The sequence below is a fragment of the Halomonas sp. JB37 genome (genome assembly GCF_002332255.1).
Lineage (GTDB): Bacteria > Pseudomonadota > Gammaproteobacteria > Pseudomonadales > Halomonadaceae > Vreelandella > Vreelandella casei.
Genome location: NZ_NRGW01000001.1, coordinates 104,240 through 120,348, shown reverse-complemented (window position 1 = coordinate 120,348; position 16,109 = coordinate 104,240). Strand labels below are relative to the sequence as shown.

Below are 16,109 nucleotides of genomic sequence, written 5' to 3'. Positions count from 1 at the left end.
AAACGACCTAAACGAATAGACAAGTAGATATTGATAATGCTGAAGGAAGTCGCTGTGAATCCGGTAAAGAAAACGTTCCAGTACGGTCGTAGCACCGTCACGCTCGAAACCGGGCGTATTGCTCGCCAGGCTAGCGGCGCTGTCATGGTTACCATGGACGACACTGTCGTGCTGTGTACCGTGGTCGCCAGAAAAGAAGCTAACCCGAGCCAGCCCTTTTTCCCCCTCTCGGTACATTACCAAGAGAAGACCTACGCGGTGGGTAAAATTCCTGGCGGCTTCTTCAAGCGTGAAGGGCGCCCCACTGAAAAAGAGACGTTGACCTCGCGTCTGATTGATCGCCCTATTCGCCCGTTGTTCCCTAAAGGCTTTATGAACGAAGTGCAGGTTGTCTGTACCGTTCTTTCTACCGATCGCAACCACGATCCGGATATTGCCGCACTGCTGGGTACCTCTGCGGCGCTGAGCATCTCTGGCGTGCCTTTTAAAGGCCCGATAGGTGCTGCGCGCGTTGGCTTTAATGAAGAGCAGGGCTACTTCCTCAACCCGACGGTTGAAGAGCTGGCGACCTCTGAGCTCGACATGGTCGTTGCCGGTACTGAAAAAGCCGTATTGATGGTTGAGTCTGAAGCCAAAGAACTGCTTGAAGATGAAATGCTCGGCGCGGTGTTGTTTGGCCATCAGGAAATGCAGGTCGCGATTACGGCGATCAATGAACTGGTCGCCGAAGCAGGCAAGCCACGCTGGGAGTGGAAGGCCGCTGAAGAAAATGCGGAATTAAAAGCTGCCATGAGCGATGCTTTTGAAGCCAAGGTAGGCGATGCTTACCGCATTACCGATAAAATGCAGCGTCAGGATGCGCTGGCGGCGCTGAAAGATCAGGCGGTTGAGCAACTAGTCGCCGTTGAAGGCGAGCCCGTTAACGATAAGTTTACTAAAGATGAAGTGAAAGGTGCTTTCGCGGGTCTTGAAAAACGCGTCGTGCGTTCACGTGTGGTCAAGGGCGAGCCGCGTATTGACGGCCGTGATAACCAAACGGTACGCCCGCTGGCCATTGAAGTGGGTGTGCTGCCGAAGACTCATGGGTCGGCCGTGTTTACTCGCGGTGAAACGCAGGCCATTGCCATTGCCACGCTGGGCACGCTGCGTGACTCTCAGCTGATTGAGTCTTTAGAAGGCGAGCGTAAAGACCGCTTTATGCTGCACTACAACTTCCCTCCTTATTCAGTTGGTGAAGCTGGCTTCATGGGTGGTCCGAAGCGTCGCGAAATCGGTCACGGCCGCTTAGCGCGCCGCGGCGTTCAGGCAATGCTGCCTTCCGCTGACGTTTTCCCGTATACCATTCGCGTAGTATCTGAAATCACCGAGTCTAACGGCTCAAGCTCAATGGCTTCAGTCTGTGGCTCTTCATTGGCTCTGATGGATGCAGGCGTACCGCTGAAAGCGCCGGTAGCCGGTATCGCCATGGGCCTGGTGAAAGATGCTGACGGCTTTGCGGTATTGACCGATATCCTGGGTGACGAAGATCACCTCGGCGACATGGATTTTAAAGTCGCTGGTTCTGAAGAGGGTATTACTGCCCTGCAGATGGACATTAAGATCGAAGGCATCAACGAAGAGATTATGGAGCTTGCGCTTCAGCAAGCTCTGACCGCTCGTTTAAGCATTCTTGAGCAAATGAATGTCGTGATCAGCCAGAGCCGTACCGATGTCTCTGACAACGCGCCGTCCATGGCGACGATCAAAATCGATCCTGACAAAATCCGTGATGTCATTGGTAAAGGCGGTGCGACGATTCGCAAAATTTGCGAAGACACCGGCGCCTCGATCGATCTTGACGATGATGGCACCGTACGTATTTACGCGGAAGACAAAGCCGCTGCGAAGCGAGCCATTGATACCGTATTGGCGATTACCGCTGAAGCGGAAATTGGCAAGCTGTACAACGGTAAGGTCGTACGTATTGCTGACTTTGGTGCCTTTGTTAACATCATGCCGGGTACCGATGGTCTGGTGCACATCTCGCAGATCGTTGCCGAGCGTGTTAATAACGTGCGCGACTTCTTGAACGAAGGCGATGATGTGATCGTGAAAGTGCTTGATATTGACAACCGCAATCGCGTGAAGCTGTCGATGAAAGAGATCACCGAAGAAGAGAAGACTGCTTTCGCAGCGCAAGAAGCGGAAACTGACACCGCGATTTAACATGCAGGTCGTTAAATCGTAATTCGGTTTCTGATACCGCCCTCGTAGCCTCTGGTTACGAGGGCGGTGTTGTTTGATAGGCATGGTTATATTGTCAGCAGCCGTAAGAGAGAGTCGCTATGGAGCAGGAACAAGCGCCGCGGTGGAGAGCGGTGGTGGCCGTGATGATCGGCATATTTTTATTGGTGACCGCTGAGCAGTTGCCTATTGGGCTATTGTCTCAAGTGGCCTCGGCGATGGGCGTGACGCCAGGCATGGCGGGGTTAATGGTGACCGTGCCCGGCGTCATTGCGGCTTTTTCAGCCCCGCTTTTGCCGGTAGCCGTGGGGCGCTTGGATCGGCGCATTATGCTCACGCTGCTGATGATGGTGATGGTGCTAGGCAGTGTGTTGACGGCGCTGGCAAGCAGCTTTGCACTGCTGCTTGCCGCGCGCGTGCTGGTCGGGCTGAGTATTGGTGGGTTCTGGGCAGTCGCCGGGAGTATTGCGCCACGCCTAGTGCCAGAAGCTAAGGTGCCGAAAGCGATGACGCTTATTTTTGGTGGCGTAGCGGCAGCGTCAGTACTGGGTGTACCGCTTGGCACGCTGCTGGGAGATCTTAGCAACTGGCGAGTCGCCTTTGGTGCGCTAGGCGGGTTCAGCCTGCTAACGGCCATCGCGCTATGGTGCTGGCTACCCCCTTTGCCGCCGAGAGAGCCGGTGCGTTTACGCGTGCTAGCGCAGCAGCTAAGTAATCGTGGCGTGCGGGTGGCCGTGCTCACAACGGGGTTTGTGGTGGTGGGGCACTTCGCGGCCTATACCTTTATTAGCCCTATTCTGCAGGAAATAAGCGGTATTTCTCAGCGCCATGTGGGCAGCCTGCTGCTGCTTTACGGCGCAGCGGGTATTTTGGGCAATATAGCGGCAGGCGTATTTGCCGGGCGCCACCCGTACCGTGCCGTGCTGGCCATTCCTAGTTTGCTACTACTGGTTGTCGCGGCCTTCCCATTGCTGGGCATTCAACCGCAAAGCGGCGTTATCTTGCTGATGATTTGGGGGGCGGTTTTCGGCAGTGTATCGGTGAGTATTCAGACCTGGATTCTACGCACCGCGCCGAATACGGAAGCCGCCACGGCGTTGATGGCCTTTGCGTTTAATATGTCGATCGGCCTGGGAGCGATGCTGGGCGGGCGAATCGTCGATGGCACTAGCTTGCCCATTGCCATGTGGGCTGCATCGATATTCTTTCTGATGGGCGCGTTGCTGGTGTTGAGGACGCCACCTAGGGTGGTGGGTGTAAAGACTCGCTGAAGGCATGGCATTAAAAAAGCCCTCATCTACTGATGAGGGCTTGAGGCTAGCTAAATAACGCAGGCGAGGCCGTTAAGGACGCTCAATGGCAAGCGCTACACCCTGACCGCCGCCGATACATAGCGTCGCTAGGCCTTTCTTGGCGTCTCGGGCGATCATTTCGTGTAGCAGTGTGACCAATACGCGACAGCCTGAGGCACCGATAGGGTGCCCGATAGCAATGGCGCCACCGTTAACGTTTACCTTGCTGACATCCCAGCCTAGCTCTTTATTAACAGACAGGGCTTGGGCAGCGAAGGCTTCGTTGGCCTCGATAAGATCAAGGTCATCTAGGCTCCAGCCAGCTTTTTCTAAACAGCGGCGGGTGGCCGGTGCCGGGCCGATGCCCATAATCGCAGGGTCTACCCCAGCGTTGGCATAGCCTGCAATGCGCGCCAGCGGCTCAAGGCCTAACTGCTTGGCTTTTTCAGCGGAGCAGAGCATAACCACCGCCGCGCCGTCGTTCAGCCCCGACGCGTTACCGGCGGTGATCGTACCGTCTTTCTTAAACGCAGGGCGCATGCCGCTGAGTTTATCGGCCGTGACTTCTCGCGGATTTTCATCGGTATCAAAGACCAGCGGATCGCCTTTACGCTGGGGAATTTCCACCGGCACGATCTGGCCCTTAAACTTACCTTCTTTGATCGCTGCTGCGGCTTTCTGCTGGGAAGACGCCGCGAATTCATCCATCGCTTCGCGGGTGATGCTGTATTTCTCAGCTAAATTCTCGGCGGTAATACCCATGTGATAGTCATTGAATGCATCCCACAGGCCATCGTGGACCATGGAATCAATGGCTTTCCAGTCACCCATGCGTTGTCCGGTGCGTGAGTTGGGTAGCACGTGAGGTGATGCGGACATGTTCTCCTGGCCACCTGCCAGAATGATGTCAGCGTCGCCACAGCGAATGGCCTGAGCCGCCAGATGAAGCGCTTTAAGACCTGAGCCGCAGACTTTATTGATGGTCATGGCCGGTACCGAGTCTGGCAGGCCTCCTTTAATCGCCGCTTGGCGAGCCGGATTCTGGCCTACGCCAGCGGTGAGCACTTGGCCTAGCAGCACTTCGTCAACTTGATCAGGGGCAACGCCGGTAGATGCAAGGATATCTTTGATCACCAGCGCACCAAGGTCGCTGGCTGGAATGCCCGCGAGAGAGCCTTCGAATGCGCCCACGGCGGTGCGGCGTGCCGCAACAATGACTACGTCTTGCATAAAATGACTCCTGGAGTAAATAACAGACAGGCTGATGCCAGATGCCCGGTAGGCGTACTCTGTCAGCCGACACTCTCAGCCGTCCTTTCAGGATAGAGGAAGGGTATGCGTTGCGGCAATACGCATTTATAAGCAAATAAAAGCGGGCCACGTCAGGGCCCGCTGCTTAATCTGTCTAGCGCCTTCTACTTAGGCTAACTGCACTGGAATAATGTTGCTGGTGTGGCTAACGTCATTACCTTCTTGTAGGTAGACCAGCGCGGGCTGATGGCAGGCCAGTTCGGCTTGTGAGTAGTGAGCATAGCTGCAGATAATGATGCGATGACCGGGAGCCGCCAGGTGGGCAGCCGCACCGTTGATCGAGATTAGTTTGGAGCCTTCCTCTCCGCGAATGGCGTAGGTCGTGAAGCGCTCGCCATTTTCGACGTTATAAATCTGAATCTGTTCATTTTCACGAATGCCGGCCAGATCCAGCAGGTCGCCGTCGATGGCGCAGGAGCCTTCGTAATTAAGTACCGCGTGGGTGACGCGGGCCATGTGCAGCTTGGCTTTGAGCATAATGGTATGCATGTGAGGTCCTTTATTTCCCTGTATTTGTTTATTTTGTGGCGGTGTTGATGGCGCTAGCCGGTAGCTCAACGCGGAGATTGTCGATTAAACGTGCCGGGCCGAGCTTGGCTGCCGCCAGCAGCATCGCGTGACGAGTGTCAGCGCTGATCGGGCCGAGCATGAGATCGCGCAGTTCAAGATAGTCTGGGGTAAAACCAGCGTCGCTGAGCACGGCTGTGCCTTGCTGCAAGGCGGCCTCTATCGGGTCGCCGCGCTTCAGGGCATCGCGCAGTGAACACAGAGTGCGATAAAGCACCGGTGCTGTGGCGCGTTCTTGCTCACTCAAGTAGCCGTTGCGCGAGGAGAGTGCTAAGCCATCATCAGCCCGCACGATCGTCACACCGATGATGTCGATCGGCATGTGAAGATCGCGGACCATTTTACGGATCACCGCGAGCTGCTGATAATCTTTCTCTCCAAAGCAGGCAATGTCTGGCTGCACGAGATTAAACAGCATGCTGACTACGGTGGAAACGCCGTCAAAATGCCCGGGACGCGAGCCGCCACACAGCCCTTCGCCCACGACAGGCTCATGGACACGCGTCTGGGCATCTAAGCCGTTTGGGTACAGCGCGCTGACGGTCGGGGAAAACAGGACGTCGCAGCCTGCATCGCTCAGCTGCGTTTGATCAGCGCTGAAGGTCCGCGGGTAGCCGTCTAAATCCTCACCTGGGCCAAACTGCATCGGGTTCACAAATAGGCTCGCAACCACAATGTCGGCGTGCTTTCGGGCACAGGCGATCAGCGCTAGGTGGCCGGCATGAAGATTACCCATTGTGGGTACCAGAGCGATGCGCTGGCCGCGTAGGCGATGCTCTCGCAGGATGCTGCGTAACTGATCAATGTCTCGCAAAGTGCGCATAGTCGTTTCGCGTTATTAACAAAATAAAGGGGATGGAGGGCTAATCGAGCCGGCTTCTAAAAACGTTCTTTTAAAAACATGTTTTAAAAACAATGCTCCGGCGCTGGGAAGGTGCGGTTTTTAACGGACTCATGATAGTGCTGGAAAGCCGTTTGAATGCTATCGGCCTCTGCCATAAAGTTCTTCACAAAGCGTGGCGTACGGCCATGAGTCACGCCAAGCACATCGTGCATGACGAGAATCTGGCCATCGGTGTCCGGCCCTGCACCAATGCCAATCACTGGCACATCCAGTGCATCTGTCACTGCTTTGCCTAGGCTGGCGGGTACGCACTCAAGCAAGATAACCGAAGCGCCCGCATCCGCAAGCACCTTGGCATCATTGATGATTCGCTCAGCGTTAGCGGCGTCGCGCCCCTGTACTTTATAGCCGCCGAGCTGGTGAACGGTTTGCGGTGTTAGGCCAAGGTGCGCGCATACCGGCACGCCGCGGCGTGTGAGTTCACGAATGCCTTCGGCCATCCACGCTTCGCCTTCAAGCTTCACAAGTTCGGCTCCAGCGCGCATCAGCGCACCGGCATCTACCAATAGGCGCTCGGTTGAAATGTTGCTCATAAAGGGCAGGTCAACCATCAGCAGGCTATGGCCTTTACCGCGAGCGGCACAGCGCGTGTGATAAATGATGTCTTCCATGGTGACAGGCAAGGTGCTGTTGTGACCTTGTAGCACCATGCCTAGCGAATCGCCGACCAAAAGCACGTCAATACCGGCTTGGCTTGCCGCATGGGCAAAGGAGGCATCGTAAGCAGTCAGGCAGCTAAACGTTTCACCCGCCTGCTTATAGGCTTGCAGCGTGCTTAGGGTAACGGTTTTCATGGCATGCTCTCATCGTGTGCGTGAGGCCAGCGCTGCATAGGCGACCGGCCATTATTAGTGCAGTCTTTAATAGGTGCGTGCTGCGATACCGTGATTGTTACCTGATTGCGCGCGCGCTGTCGAGATTTGGGTAAAAAAGTAACAGTTTACGAGGGCGCGTCTTCAACTAACCGCTGAATGCCGGGGTTGGATATTTGGCCAAGCCATGCAGTGAGCGGCTTATGGTGCAGTAGGAGTGCAGGCGCAATTTCTGCTAGCGGTGCCAGCACAAATGCTCGCTGGGTCATCTGTAGGTGTGGGACGCATAGGCGCGGGGTTTCGATGTGCTGATCGCCGTAGACTAGCAGATCAAGATCCAGCGTACGTGGGCCCCAATGACGCTGGCGACGGCGTCGGTGCTGCTGTTCTAACGCTTGGAGCTGATCAAGCAGCGCCAGTGGCGAGAGGCTGGTTTCCAGCGCCGCCACGGCGTTGATAAAGTCCGGTTGATCTTGCGGCCCAACGGGACGGCTGGCGTAGAGCGATGATGCTATCACTAACCGGCTCAACGGCAGCCCAGCGAGCCCGTTGAGCGCTTGGCGAACCTGTTCAACGGGCGACGCTAGATTGCTGCCTAGGCCAATATAGGCGAGTTGGATCGGCATTGCTGGCTACTCTGGATCTTGGCTGCGCGGTTTCCGCCGTTTTTTACGGCGACGATCACCCTGGCTGGCCGGATCGCCACCCACTTTTTGCAGCAAGCGGCGCTGTTCATGTTCATCGCCGCGCTGGAAGGCAGTCCACCAATCGCCTAAGCCACGCGGTATTTCGCCAGCCTGTTCACGTAGCAATAGCAGGTCGTAACCCGCCCTAAAGCGCGGATGCTCGCGGGTCTGGAAGGCTTTCTTACCGCGTCGTTGGGGTAGGCGTTGCTGTAGCTCCCAAATTTCGCGCATGGGAATGCCGAAGCGCTTGGGAATCGAGGTGTGCTCTAACTGGCGAGATACCACCTGTTGAGCGGCCGCCTGTAGTGCGGGAATGGCCGCCATGCCCTCTTGCTCGAGCTCTTCCATGCGATGCTTAACCGGCGCCCAAAGGAAGGCAGCCAACAGAAATGCAGGCGTAACCGGGCGCTCTTCAGCAATCCGCTTGTCGGTATTGGTGAGCGCTTGCTCAATCAGCTCTTCTGCCCAGGCAGCATCCACCATTGCTTCTTCAGCTTCGGGGAACAGCATGCCGAATAGGCCGTAATGACTGAGCAGACGAAACGCGACCAGGCCGTAGCCCGACATAAACAGCTTGAGCACTTCATCGAACAAGCGTGCGGGAGGAATCTGTAGCAGCAGCGATGCCTGTTCATACATCGGGGCTTCGGTGGCCGGATCTATCGTGAAGTCCAGCTTGGCCGCAAACCGTACTGCGCGCAGCATCCGCACCGGGTCTTCACGATAGCGTGTAGCCGGGTCGCCAATCAGGCGCAGGGTACGGGTTTCAATGTCACGCACGCCGTTGGCAAAATCGGTGATGCTGAAGTCGGCGATATTGTAGTAGAGCGCGTTCACGGTGAGGTCGCGGCGCACCGCATCCTCTTCGATATTGCCCCATACGTTGTCGCGCAGCAGTAAGCCCTCATCGGACTGATGGGCAATATGATCGCTATGCTCGTCTTGGGGTTTGCCACGGAAGGTGGTGACTTCAATGACCTCGCGGCCAAAGCGCACATGGACAATCCGAAAACGGCGGCCGATCAGGCGCGAGTTACGAAACAGATCGCGTACTTGTTCGGGCGTAGCGTTGGTGGCCACATCGAAGTCTTTGGGCATCTTGCCCAGCAGCGCATCGCGAATGCATCCACCTACCAGATAGGCGTCATAACCTGCGCCGCTAAGACGATAAAGCACTTTTAGTGCGGCATCGCTAATTTGCTGGCGAGAAACAGGATGCTCTGACCGAGGAATATGGCGTGGAGAGAGGGCGGTGGTAGAACTCTCTTGGGGATCGAGCAAGGTTTTCAATTGCTCCCCCGGACTGTGTAGGAAACGGGTAAATCCTTTAAACATGCGATGATTTCAACTCGCAGGGTACGAAGAAATGGTCGTCAATAGTTGCTATAAAGCACTTCAAATCAGTACTCAATAAAAACAGTTAGTGGATGAGTGTAGCCGACCCCTTTGGGCTTGCAAAGCACTTGACGCTAGCGTGTGCTAACTCAATCCTCAAATACGGAAAGGGGAGGCTAAGAGAGCCTCCCCTATAAAGCAGTGAATCAGCGTCCATGCTGCTGTTTTTATTCATGATGGCACATCGCTCTGAATACGCACCGCAGTCGGTAGGCGTAAGGATCACGTTAGTTCCGACCGCCTCGTATTCAAAACAATAATCCAACCGCGAACTTTTTCTTACCCCGGGGAATTATTGTTGGCGCCGGGGTGTACACCTGACTGCTATTGTTATTGTTAGTATGCAAGCTGCTGTGTACGTCGCGTCCTTTCGGGCTACTTACTGTGTTTATTATTGTTCTCAGCGCCTGTCTTGCCTGCGCTAGCAAGTGATGAGATTCAAGCCTGTTGTTGTTATTAGTGCCGTTATCTCTACCTGGCCCTGTTGTATTTGTTATGGCTCAGGTGGTGGCAAGGTCATGTTGTTTTTGTTGGTGACCTACCGCTATGCCCAGTTTGTTTTTCTTACCCAGTAATATTGCAGTCGCTGTGCCACCTCTAAGATAAATGATAAGTTTCAGAAGGTTGGCATTTTTTAAATTGTCGAGGAACTTTTTCTAGCAAGAAGTGTTACCCCTTTTGCTCCCGTTTGTGGGCGACGTTGTGTGGGAAGGTAACAGTGTTAGCAGCGTATAAAGTTAGATATTTCTTATTTAAATCAGAATATTAGACAATGGTCGTAAGGAGGCTGGCGTCAAGCCAATGCCCAGGTGGTTAGCCTGGGCGACGAGCGGTCTTTTTGCGCGGAATGCCAAGCCTTTGGCGCCGCTCCCAAAGGTTTTTCCGGCTAATGCCAAGTTTTTGCGCCAGCTCGGTTTCGCTCATTTGGTCCTGGTGCTCTAGCACAAAGTGCTGAAAATAGTCCTCTAAAGAGAGATCGTCTTCATTCTCTTCAACGCTTTTATCTACCTCACCGTTGGCCGCTGAGGCAATAGCGGATGGTGCATGGACGCGTGCGGAGGTAGGCGCTAGCCCAAGATCATCAGGATGAATAAGGTGCCCTTCAGCGAGAATAACGCCGCGTTCAAGCGCATTTTCTAGCTCGCGCACGTTGCCGGGCCATGGATAGTCGCGCAGATCTTGTCGGGCAGCGCGGGACAGCCGCAGGCCCGTGCGCTCATGGCGTTTACATGCCTTGTCGAGCAGGATGTCGGCGATTTCGAGGACATCATCTTCTCGCTCGCGCAGCGGCGGCAGCTCTATCTGCATGACATTCAATCGGTAGTAAAGGTCGAGGCGAAACTCGCCGGTTTTCGACAGCTCCCGTAGGTCGCGGTGAGTGGCGGCGATCAAACGGACGTTAACGTGACGGGTTTCCACCGAGCCAATTTTGCGGATTTCACCCTCTTGAAGCACGCGAAGTAAACGTGCCTGGGCGTCTAGCGGCAGCTCACCAATCTCATCCAGAAACAGGGTCCCGCCGTCGGCAGCTTCTACTAGGCCGGTGCGCGCAGCGCTGGCGCCGGTAAAGGCACCTTTTTCATGCCCGAATAGCTCAGATTCGATCAGCGTTTCTGGAATCGCTGCACAGTTAACGCTGATCAGCGGTGCTTTGGCACGTTTGCTTTGCTGATGAATGGCCCGCGCTACCAGCTCTTTACCAGTGCCTGACTCGCCTAGAATCAGCACGGTGACATCGGCGGGTGCGGTTTTTCGAATGCGGGTATACACCTGCTGCATGGCAATGCAGTTGCCAATCATGGTTTGTCGACCGCCGCCTGCGTCAGTGATGTCGGGTGGCGGGCTCTGCTGCATCGCCTGCTGGTGGAGGATGCGCTCGACGGTTTCGAGTAGCTCAGCGTGGTCAAATGGCTTAGCGACGTAGTCGATGGCACCCAGTTTCAGCGACTCTACCGCTGAGCGCATGCTTGCGTAACTGGTCATAATCAATACCGGCACCGGCGCCGCTTTGGCAATCAGAGTGATGCCTTGTTCGCCGGGCAGACGCAGGTCGCTGATGATGAGATCGAACCCTGTGAGCTCAAGCTTGCAGGCTTCCTCAGCGCTGCCTGCTTCGCTGACCGTATAGTCGTTGCGTTCTAGCAACCGCTTCAACGCGCTGCGAATAATCGCTTCATCTTCAACAATCAGAATCCTGGGCATGGGCTGGCTGATCATCCTGTTGGTAAAGCGGCAACCATAACGTAATGGCAGTGCCGCGAGGCTGTCCGGGCGGTGGCGAGGCCACGTCTATTTTACCCTGGTGTTCATTGATAATTTGATACGCCAGTGACAGGCCCAAGCCGGTGCCTTCACCTGCTGGCTTGGTGGTCGTAAACGGTTCAAATAAGTGGTCGCGTACCCTGGGGTCGATACCCTGGCCGTTATCGGTTATTCGCCACCAGGCAAGCTGTTGATGGGCGCCTGCATCAATATGGACCTGCCCGCCTTGGTCGCAGGCATCTCGAGCATTGCTGAGCAGGTTGACCATCACCTGCGTCAAGCGCTGCGCATCACCACGGACCACTACGTTCTCGGGCGTATCATTAGACAAGGTGACATCCTCTCCCGAGCGGGCGAGGTGGATCAAGTGCAATGCATCTTCGCTAATCGATGACAGCGTCACCGGTGAAGCGGGGGGCGGTGTTGCTTGGCGCCCGCCGTGGGCAAAGCCAACCAAGGAGTTGACGATTTTAGTTACTCGCTGGGTTAGCTGTTGGATTTGGTCCGCCGTTTCCAGCAGCGCCGGGTCGTTGGTGTCGTAGCGAAGATTCTGCGCCAATGATGAAATGCCGGTAATCGGATTGCCGATTTCATGGGCGACGCCGGCGGCTAGCTGGCCGATCGAGGCCAGGCGTGCCGCATGTACCAGCTCATCTTCCAGCCACTTCATTTCAGTATGATCTTCTATCAAAATAACGCTGCCACCACGGCTATCGTGGCCGCTGAGAACGGCTTTATGCAGGGTTAAAAAGTAGTCTTTTTCGTGCAGCGTGACGGCCTGTTTGTAGAGTGGGCCTGGCGTTGCGTCGAGCACGCTGCCCAGCAGGCTTGGCCAGGGGGCTGGGAGACTATCGCGGCGCGAACCTATCACGCTTTCACCGCTAATGCCTGAGAGCTGTGAAAGCGCCTGATTCCACATTAGCAGCTCGTCGTCATCGCCCAGCACACAAAGCCCAACGGGCAAGTAGGCCAACGTTTGACGATGGTGGCGGCGCAGGCCGTCGAGCTCGCGGGCTAGCCCCGTTAGCCGCGAGCGATAAGCCTCCAGGCGGCTTTCGACAAAATGAATGTCGTCGGTTTCTGGGGCGTCGTCATGGCGATAAGGCAGGTAGCGATCAACGATGTCTCGCGCGACTGATGGCCCCATGAGGCCTGAGAGATTCGCTTGAATGCGATCGCGTAAGCGGCGCAGCGCGTAGGGTCGACGCTCTTGAGGCGTAAAGTTGAGTGCCTTTAAAGCACGGGCAACTTCGCGCTGCGCCGCTTCGTCGCCGATCGCCTGCGCCAAATGGGTGGCAAAGTCGTTAGCCGTGGCGGCTTCTAATGGAGAGCGCTTAGAGCGGATAACCGCATCGACCGAACATGCTTCGGCGGCAGAGCGCTCGCCTTCAGAGATACGTGTAAAGAGTGATATGACGATTAGCAGCAGAATATTAACGGCTAAAGAAAGCAGCGTAACGTTATACCACAGCGGCGAATCAGCAGTCGTGAGGGGCGTTGAAGGCAGCGGTGGTAAGGGCAGTGAAAGAATGAGAGGTAGCCAAAGGCCCCAAAGCCATACGCTGACGCCAGCGACCAGCCCTACAATCATGCCTTTACGATTAGCGCCCGGCCAATAAAGTAGTGCCAGCATGCCTGGCAAGCACTGGGCCATGCCCACAAACGCAGCTAACCCCAGCCCAATTAAGCCGTGGTGGCGGCCTATCCACTGATAGAACAGCCAGCCACTGATAATCACCGCGACCACCAGGCCACGCCGCAGCCATAGTAGCCAGCCGTAAAGATCACTGCGTGCTTCAGGGGGTCTTGCCACTAATACAATGTGGTTGAGCACCATGCCGGAGAGCGCCAGCGCGATCATCATCATCGTGCCGGAGGCGGCGGCTAGCCCGCCGATAAATGCAAGCGCGCCGACCCACCAGTGTTCCGTCATCAAATAGGCGGCATAGGCCGTTATGGGGATGTCGGGATTGACCGACTGTGCGGCCCACCAAATTACCGGTACGGGTAGCGCCATGAGCAATAGAAACAGCGGTAACGCCCAGCTGGCTTGTAGCAGGGTGTGCCGCGATAAGCTTTCTGAGAAGCTGATATGGAAAAGATGCGGCATCATAAACGCCGCGGCAAAGAACAGCAGCAGCAGGGTGCGCCACTGCGCAGGATCAAGCTGTGGGGTTTGCTGTTGAAGTATCGCGCCGGGCCCTTCCAGCCACAGCTGCAGATCGCCAGGGCCGTCGAAGACCATCCATAGCGCCACTGCCCCTAACCCCAGCATGGCCAGCAGTTTGACGATGGATTCAAACGCGATGGCGCTGAGCAGGCTATCGTGGCGGTCATGCGCTTGACTATGACGTGCGCCGAAAATTACCGCAAAAGCGGCAATGAGCGCGCAAAAAAGCAGCGCAACGCTACTCCCTGCCTGGCTGGCCGTCATAATATTAATGGCATTGCTCAGCGTTTGTACTTGAATACCCAGTAGCGGCAATACCGCCAGCAGGCTGACGACCGTGACCAGCGTGCCCGCCCACCGAGAGCGAAAGCGAAAAGCAAACAGGTCAGCCAGTGACGTTAACTGATAGGTACGCGTGATGCGATGGATGGGTACCAGCAGCACGGGCGCGAGCAGGAAAGCGCCGGCGGCGCCAAGGTAGTAAGCAAGAAAGCCAAACCCCGCGCTAGCCGCCATTTCCAGGCTGCCGTAAATTGCCCAGGCGCTGGCATAAACGCCTAGCGCAAGCGTGTAAACAACGGGGTGGCGGGTAATGCGCACCGGCACCCAGCCCCGCTCTACGGCAAAACCGCAGCCAAACAGCAGTGCCAGATAGCCCAGACCGAGCGCTAATACCCCGATTAACTCAGCGTTCATCAAGCTTTCTCTTTTGCTCTAGCCAGAGCGTTAAGGCAATTAGTCCGCCCCAAATTGCAAACGGCCGGTACCAGGCGGCCTCTGGGTCGCTCCAGCCATTCATAAGCAGCGGAGAGAGCAAATAACCGCCAAACACCAAAAACAACATGATGCGATAGACGTACATGTCACTCTCCTGTGGGTGTTGGAAAAAAATAGTAACAAGGGTATTAAGCTGGCGTTAGGCGATGAGCCGTGGGGCGCAGCTGCGCCGGTGACCAGTTTGCTACTGCCCAGTGTAACTGAGTCGACGGTGGTTCATCGCCAAGCGCTTTAGGCGGTGCTTGGTCAAGTGCTTGTAGCGCCTGAAAGAGCTGCAGGCGCACACCGTGGTCATCCGTTGCCAGCGCGGGGGCCAAGTTTTGTTTTGAAAGTTTTTGACCTTCAGCGGTCACGATTAGCGGCAGATGCAAATAGCAAGGCCGCGGTAGCTGAAGGGCGCTTTGCAGCTGGCATTGCCAGGGCGTGTTATCCAGAAGGTCTACCCCCCGTACCACGTCGGTAATCTGCTGCTCGGCATCATCGACGATAACGGCAAGCTGGTACGCCCACAGGCCATCTTTGCGCTTTAATACCACATCGCCTAGCGTGACTGGGTCAAGCTGCTGTTCACCCAATAGCCGGTCATGCCAGCGAACCGGGTGCTCTCCGCGGTCGCTACGTAGCCGCCAGGCCACTGGCTTGGTGGGGTCGCATACGCCGTTGCGACACCAGCCGGGGTAGATGTCATGCCCTTGCCACTGCTTGCGAGAACAGCTACAGGGATAGGCCAGGCCTAGCTTGAGAAGTTGCTCTAGCGCATGTTGATACGCCTCACCACGGGCGTGCTGCCACATGACCGCTTCATCCCACGCCAGGCCGAACGTTTCTAGCTGGCGCAAAATAGTACTCGCTGCACCCTGGGGGCAGCGGGGAGGATCGATATCTTCTATGCGAACTAGCCACTGCCCTTGAGCCGCGCGGGCGTCTAAGTAGCTGCCTACGGCAGCGACGAGTGATCCAAAGTGCAGCGGGCCTGAAGGCGTTGGGGCAAAGCGGCCACGGTAGCGAGCAGAGGAGGGCATATCAGCATCGTCCTAGGGGGTACAGGCAAGCGCCTCGTCGTTAACAAAAACGGGCACCCGAAGGTGCCCGCGTTCACGTAGAGCATTCTTTAAAACACCGCTCTAGAGATCAGCCGCCGAGCTGCTTCTCCTTGAGTTCCGCCAACGTTTTGCAATCCACGCACAGCGTGGCGGTGGGGCGGGCTTCAAGACGGCGAATACCAATTTCAACGCCGCAGGCTTCGCAGAAGCCATAATCGTCGTCGTCAATATTATCCAGGGTCTCGTTAATTTTCTTGAGCAACTTACGCTCGCGATCCCGAGTGCGCAGCTCCAGGCTAAAGCCTTCTTCCTGAGTGGCGCGGTCCGCGGGGTCGGCGTAATTGTTAGCATCTTCTTGCAGGTGGCGTACCGTGCGATCCACCTCTTCCATGAGATCCTGTTTCCAATCCAGCAGCAGCTGTCGGAAGTGCGCTAGCTGCTGCTCGTTCATATATTCTTCACCCGGTGCTGGCTCATACGGAGTGAAGGACTTGGACGCTTCCGGTTTCTTTTCTGCTACTGGCATGGGACTGCCCCTTACATATGTGACTACTGATCGACCATGAGCCTATGTCACGATCTCACGCCAAAGGGATGCTTGTTTAGCTGAAAAATGGCGACGTTGCAAGCATAATAGTGATTTTGCGACCATGGTCTTGCATAGAAT

13 protein-coding genes are annotated in these 16,109 nt (G+C 56.0%); 2 read left to right on the top strand and 11 right to left on the bottom strand.

The genetic code is table 11. The features are described from left to right. Nucleotides 1–36: 36 nt before the first annotated feature. Together pnp and CIK78_RS00555 are read left to right on the top strand one after the other, a co-directional pair. The gene (pnp, locus tag CIK78_RS00560; RefSeq protein ID WP_096276216.1) at nt 37–2,205 is read left to right on the top strand and encodes a polyribonucleotide nucleotidyltransferase; all 2,169 of its coding nucleotides are present in this window, start codon (nt 37–39) and stop codon (nt 2,203–2,205) included. 119 nt (nt 2,206–2,324) lie between these two features. Next, complete coding sequence (locus CIK78_RS00555) at nt 2,325–3,494, top strand: MFS transporter (RefSeq protein ID WP_096276214.1); 1,170 nt, start codon at nt 2,325–2,327, stop codon at nt 3,492–3,494. A 72-nt stretch (nt 3,495–3,566) separates the two neighbouring features. Here CIK78_RS00555 and CIK78_RS00550 read toward each other — a convergent pair whose 3' ends face one another. From CIK78_RS00550 to dksA, 11 genes are all read right to left on the bottom strand, one after another. Beyond that, complete coding sequence (locus tag CIK78_RS00550) at nt 3,567–4,745, bottom strand: acetyl-CoA C-acetyltransferase (RefSeq protein WP_096276212.1); 1,179 nt, start codon at nt 4,743–4,745, stop codon at nt 3,567–3,569. Between the two features lie 189 nt (nt 4,746–4,934). Next, the gene (panD, locus tag CIK78_RS00545; protein WP_096276210.1) at nt 4,935–5,315 is read right to left on the bottom strand and encodes an aspartate 1-decarboxylase; all 381 of its coding nucleotides are present in this window, start codon (nt 5,313–5,315) and stop codon (nt 4,935–4,937) included. Nucleotides 5,316–5,343: 28 nt separating this feature from the next. Beyond that, the gene (panC, locus tag CIK78_RS00540; RefSeq protein WP_096276208.1) at nt 5,344–6,216 is read right to left on the bottom strand and encodes a pantoate--beta-alanine ligase; all 873 of its coding nucleotides are present in this window, start codon (nt 6,214–6,216) and stop codon (nt 5,344–5,346) included. 83 nt (nt 6,217–6,299) lie between these two features. Further along, nucleotides 6,300–7,091 carry a 3-methyl-2-oxobutanoate hydroxymethyltransferase gene (gene panB, locus CIK78_RS00535; protein WP_096276206.1) on the bottom strand — a complete coding sequence of 264 codons (792 nt, stop codon included), beginning with the start codon at nt 7,089–7,091 and terminating at the stop codon, nt 6,300–6,302. Nucleotides 7,092–7,237: 146 nt separating this feature from the next. After that, entirely contained in the window at nt 7,238–7,735 is a 498-nt protein-coding gene (gene folK / locus CIK78_RS00530) for a 2-amino-4-hydroxy-6-hydroxymethyldihydropteridine diphosphokinase (RefSeq protein WP_096276204.1), read from the bottom strand. 6 nt (nt 7,736–7,741) lie between these two features. Continuing rightward, nucleotides 7,742–9,130, bottom strand: coding sequence for a polynucleotide adenylyltransferase PcnB (gene pcnB / locus CIK78_RS00525; protein ID WP_096276202.1), 1,389 nt, complete (start codon nt 9,128–9,130; stop codon nt 7,742–7,744). Nucleotides 9,131–10,003: 873 nt separating this feature from the next. Then, nucleotides 10,004–11,392, bottom strand: coding sequence for a sigma-54 dependent transcriptional regulator (locus CIK78_RS00520; RefSeq protein ID WP_096276200.1), 1,389 nt, complete (start codon nt 11,390–11,392; stop codon nt 10,004–10,006). Then, nucleotides 11,370–14,318, bottom strand: a complete 2,949-nt coding sequence (locus tag CIK78_RS00515; RefSeq protein WP_096276199.1) for an ATP-binding protein — start codon at nt 14,316–14,318, stop codon at nt 11,370–11,372. The genes CIK78_RS00520 and CIK78_RS00515 overlap by 23 nt, the downstream gene beginning before the upstream one ends. Further along, nucleotides 14,308–14,484, bottom strand: a complete 177-nt coding sequence (locus CIK78_RS17830) for a hypothetical protein (RefSeq protein WP_007111811.1) — start codon at nt 14,482–14,484, stop codon at nt 14,308–14,310. Before CIK78_RS17830 ends, CIK78_RS00515 begins: the two co-directional genes overlap by 11 nt. 43 nt (nt 14,485–14,527) lie before the next feature. Continuing rightward, nucleotides 14,528–15,421 carry a tRNA glutamyl-Q(34) synthetase GluQRS gene (gluQRS, locus tag CIK78_RS00510; RefSeq protein ID WP_096276197.1) on the bottom strand — a complete coding sequence of 298 codons (894 nt, stop codon included), beginning with the start codon at nt 15,419–15,421 and terminating at the stop codon, nt 14,528–14,530. A 109-nt stretch (nt 15,422–15,530) separates the two neighbouring features. Further along, nucleotides 15,531–15,968, bottom strand: a complete 438-nt coding sequence (gene dksA / locus CIK78_RS00505) for an RNA polymerase-binding protein DksA (RefSeq protein ID WP_007111809.1) — start codon at nt 15,966–15,968, stop codon at nt 15,531–15,533. Nucleotides 15,969–16,109 lie beyond the last annotated feature (141 nt).

Excerpts from the sequence above, each read along its gene's own strand:
- pnp (WP_096276216.1), top strand. The coding sequence starts at position 37 with ATGCTGAAGGAAGTCGCTGTGAATCCGGTAAAGAAAACGTTCCAGTAC.
- CIK78_RS00555 (WP_096276214.1), top strand. The coding sequence starts at position 2,325 with ATGGAGCAGGAACAAGCGCCGCGGTGGAGAGCGGTGGTGGCCGTGATG.
- CIK78_RS00550 (WP_096276212.1), bottom strand. The coding sequence starts at position 4,745 with ATGCAAGACGTAGTCATTGTTGCGGCACGCCGCACCGCCGTGGGCGCA.
- panD (WP_096276210.1), bottom strand. The coding sequence starts at position 5,315 with ATGCATACCATTATGCTCAAAGCCAAGCTGCACATGGCCCGCGTCACC.
- panC (WP_096276208.1), bottom strand. The coding sequence starts at position 6,216 with ATGCGCACTTTGCGAGACATTGATCAGTTACGCAGCATCCTGCGAGAG.
- panB (WP_096276206.1), bottom strand. The coding sequence starts at position 7,091 with ATGAAAACCGTTACCCTAAGCACGCTGCAAGCCTATAAGCAGGCGGGT.
- folK (WP_096276204.1), bottom strand. The coding sequence starts at position 7,735 with ATGCCGATCCAACTCGCCTATATTGGCCTAGGCAGCAATCTAGCGTCG.
- pcnB (WP_096276202.1), bottom strand. The coding sequence starts at position 9,130 with ATGTTTAAAGGATTTACCCGTTTCCTACACAGTCCGGGGGAGCAATTG.
- CIK78_RS00520 (WP_096276200.1), bottom strand. The coding sequence starts at position 11,392 with ATGCCCAGGATTCTGATTGTTGAAGATGAAGCGATTATTCGCAGCGCG.
- CIK78_RS00515 (WP_096276199.1), bottom strand. The coding sequence starts at position 14,318 with ATGAACGCTGAGTTAATCGGGGTATTAGCGCTCGGTCTGGGCTATCTG.
- CIK78_RS17830 (WP_007111811.1), bottom strand. The coding sequence starts at position 14,484 with ATGTACGTCTATCGCATCATGTTGTTTTTGGTGTTTGGCGGTTATTTG.
- gluQRS (WP_096276197.1), bottom strand. The coding sequence starts at position 15,421 with ATGCCCTCCTCTGCTCGCTACCGTGGCCGCTTTGCCCCAACGCCTTCA.
- dksA (WP_007111809.1), bottom strand. The coding sequence starts at position 15,968 with ATGCCAGTAGCAGAAAAGAAACCGGAAGCGTCCAAGTCCTTCACTCCG.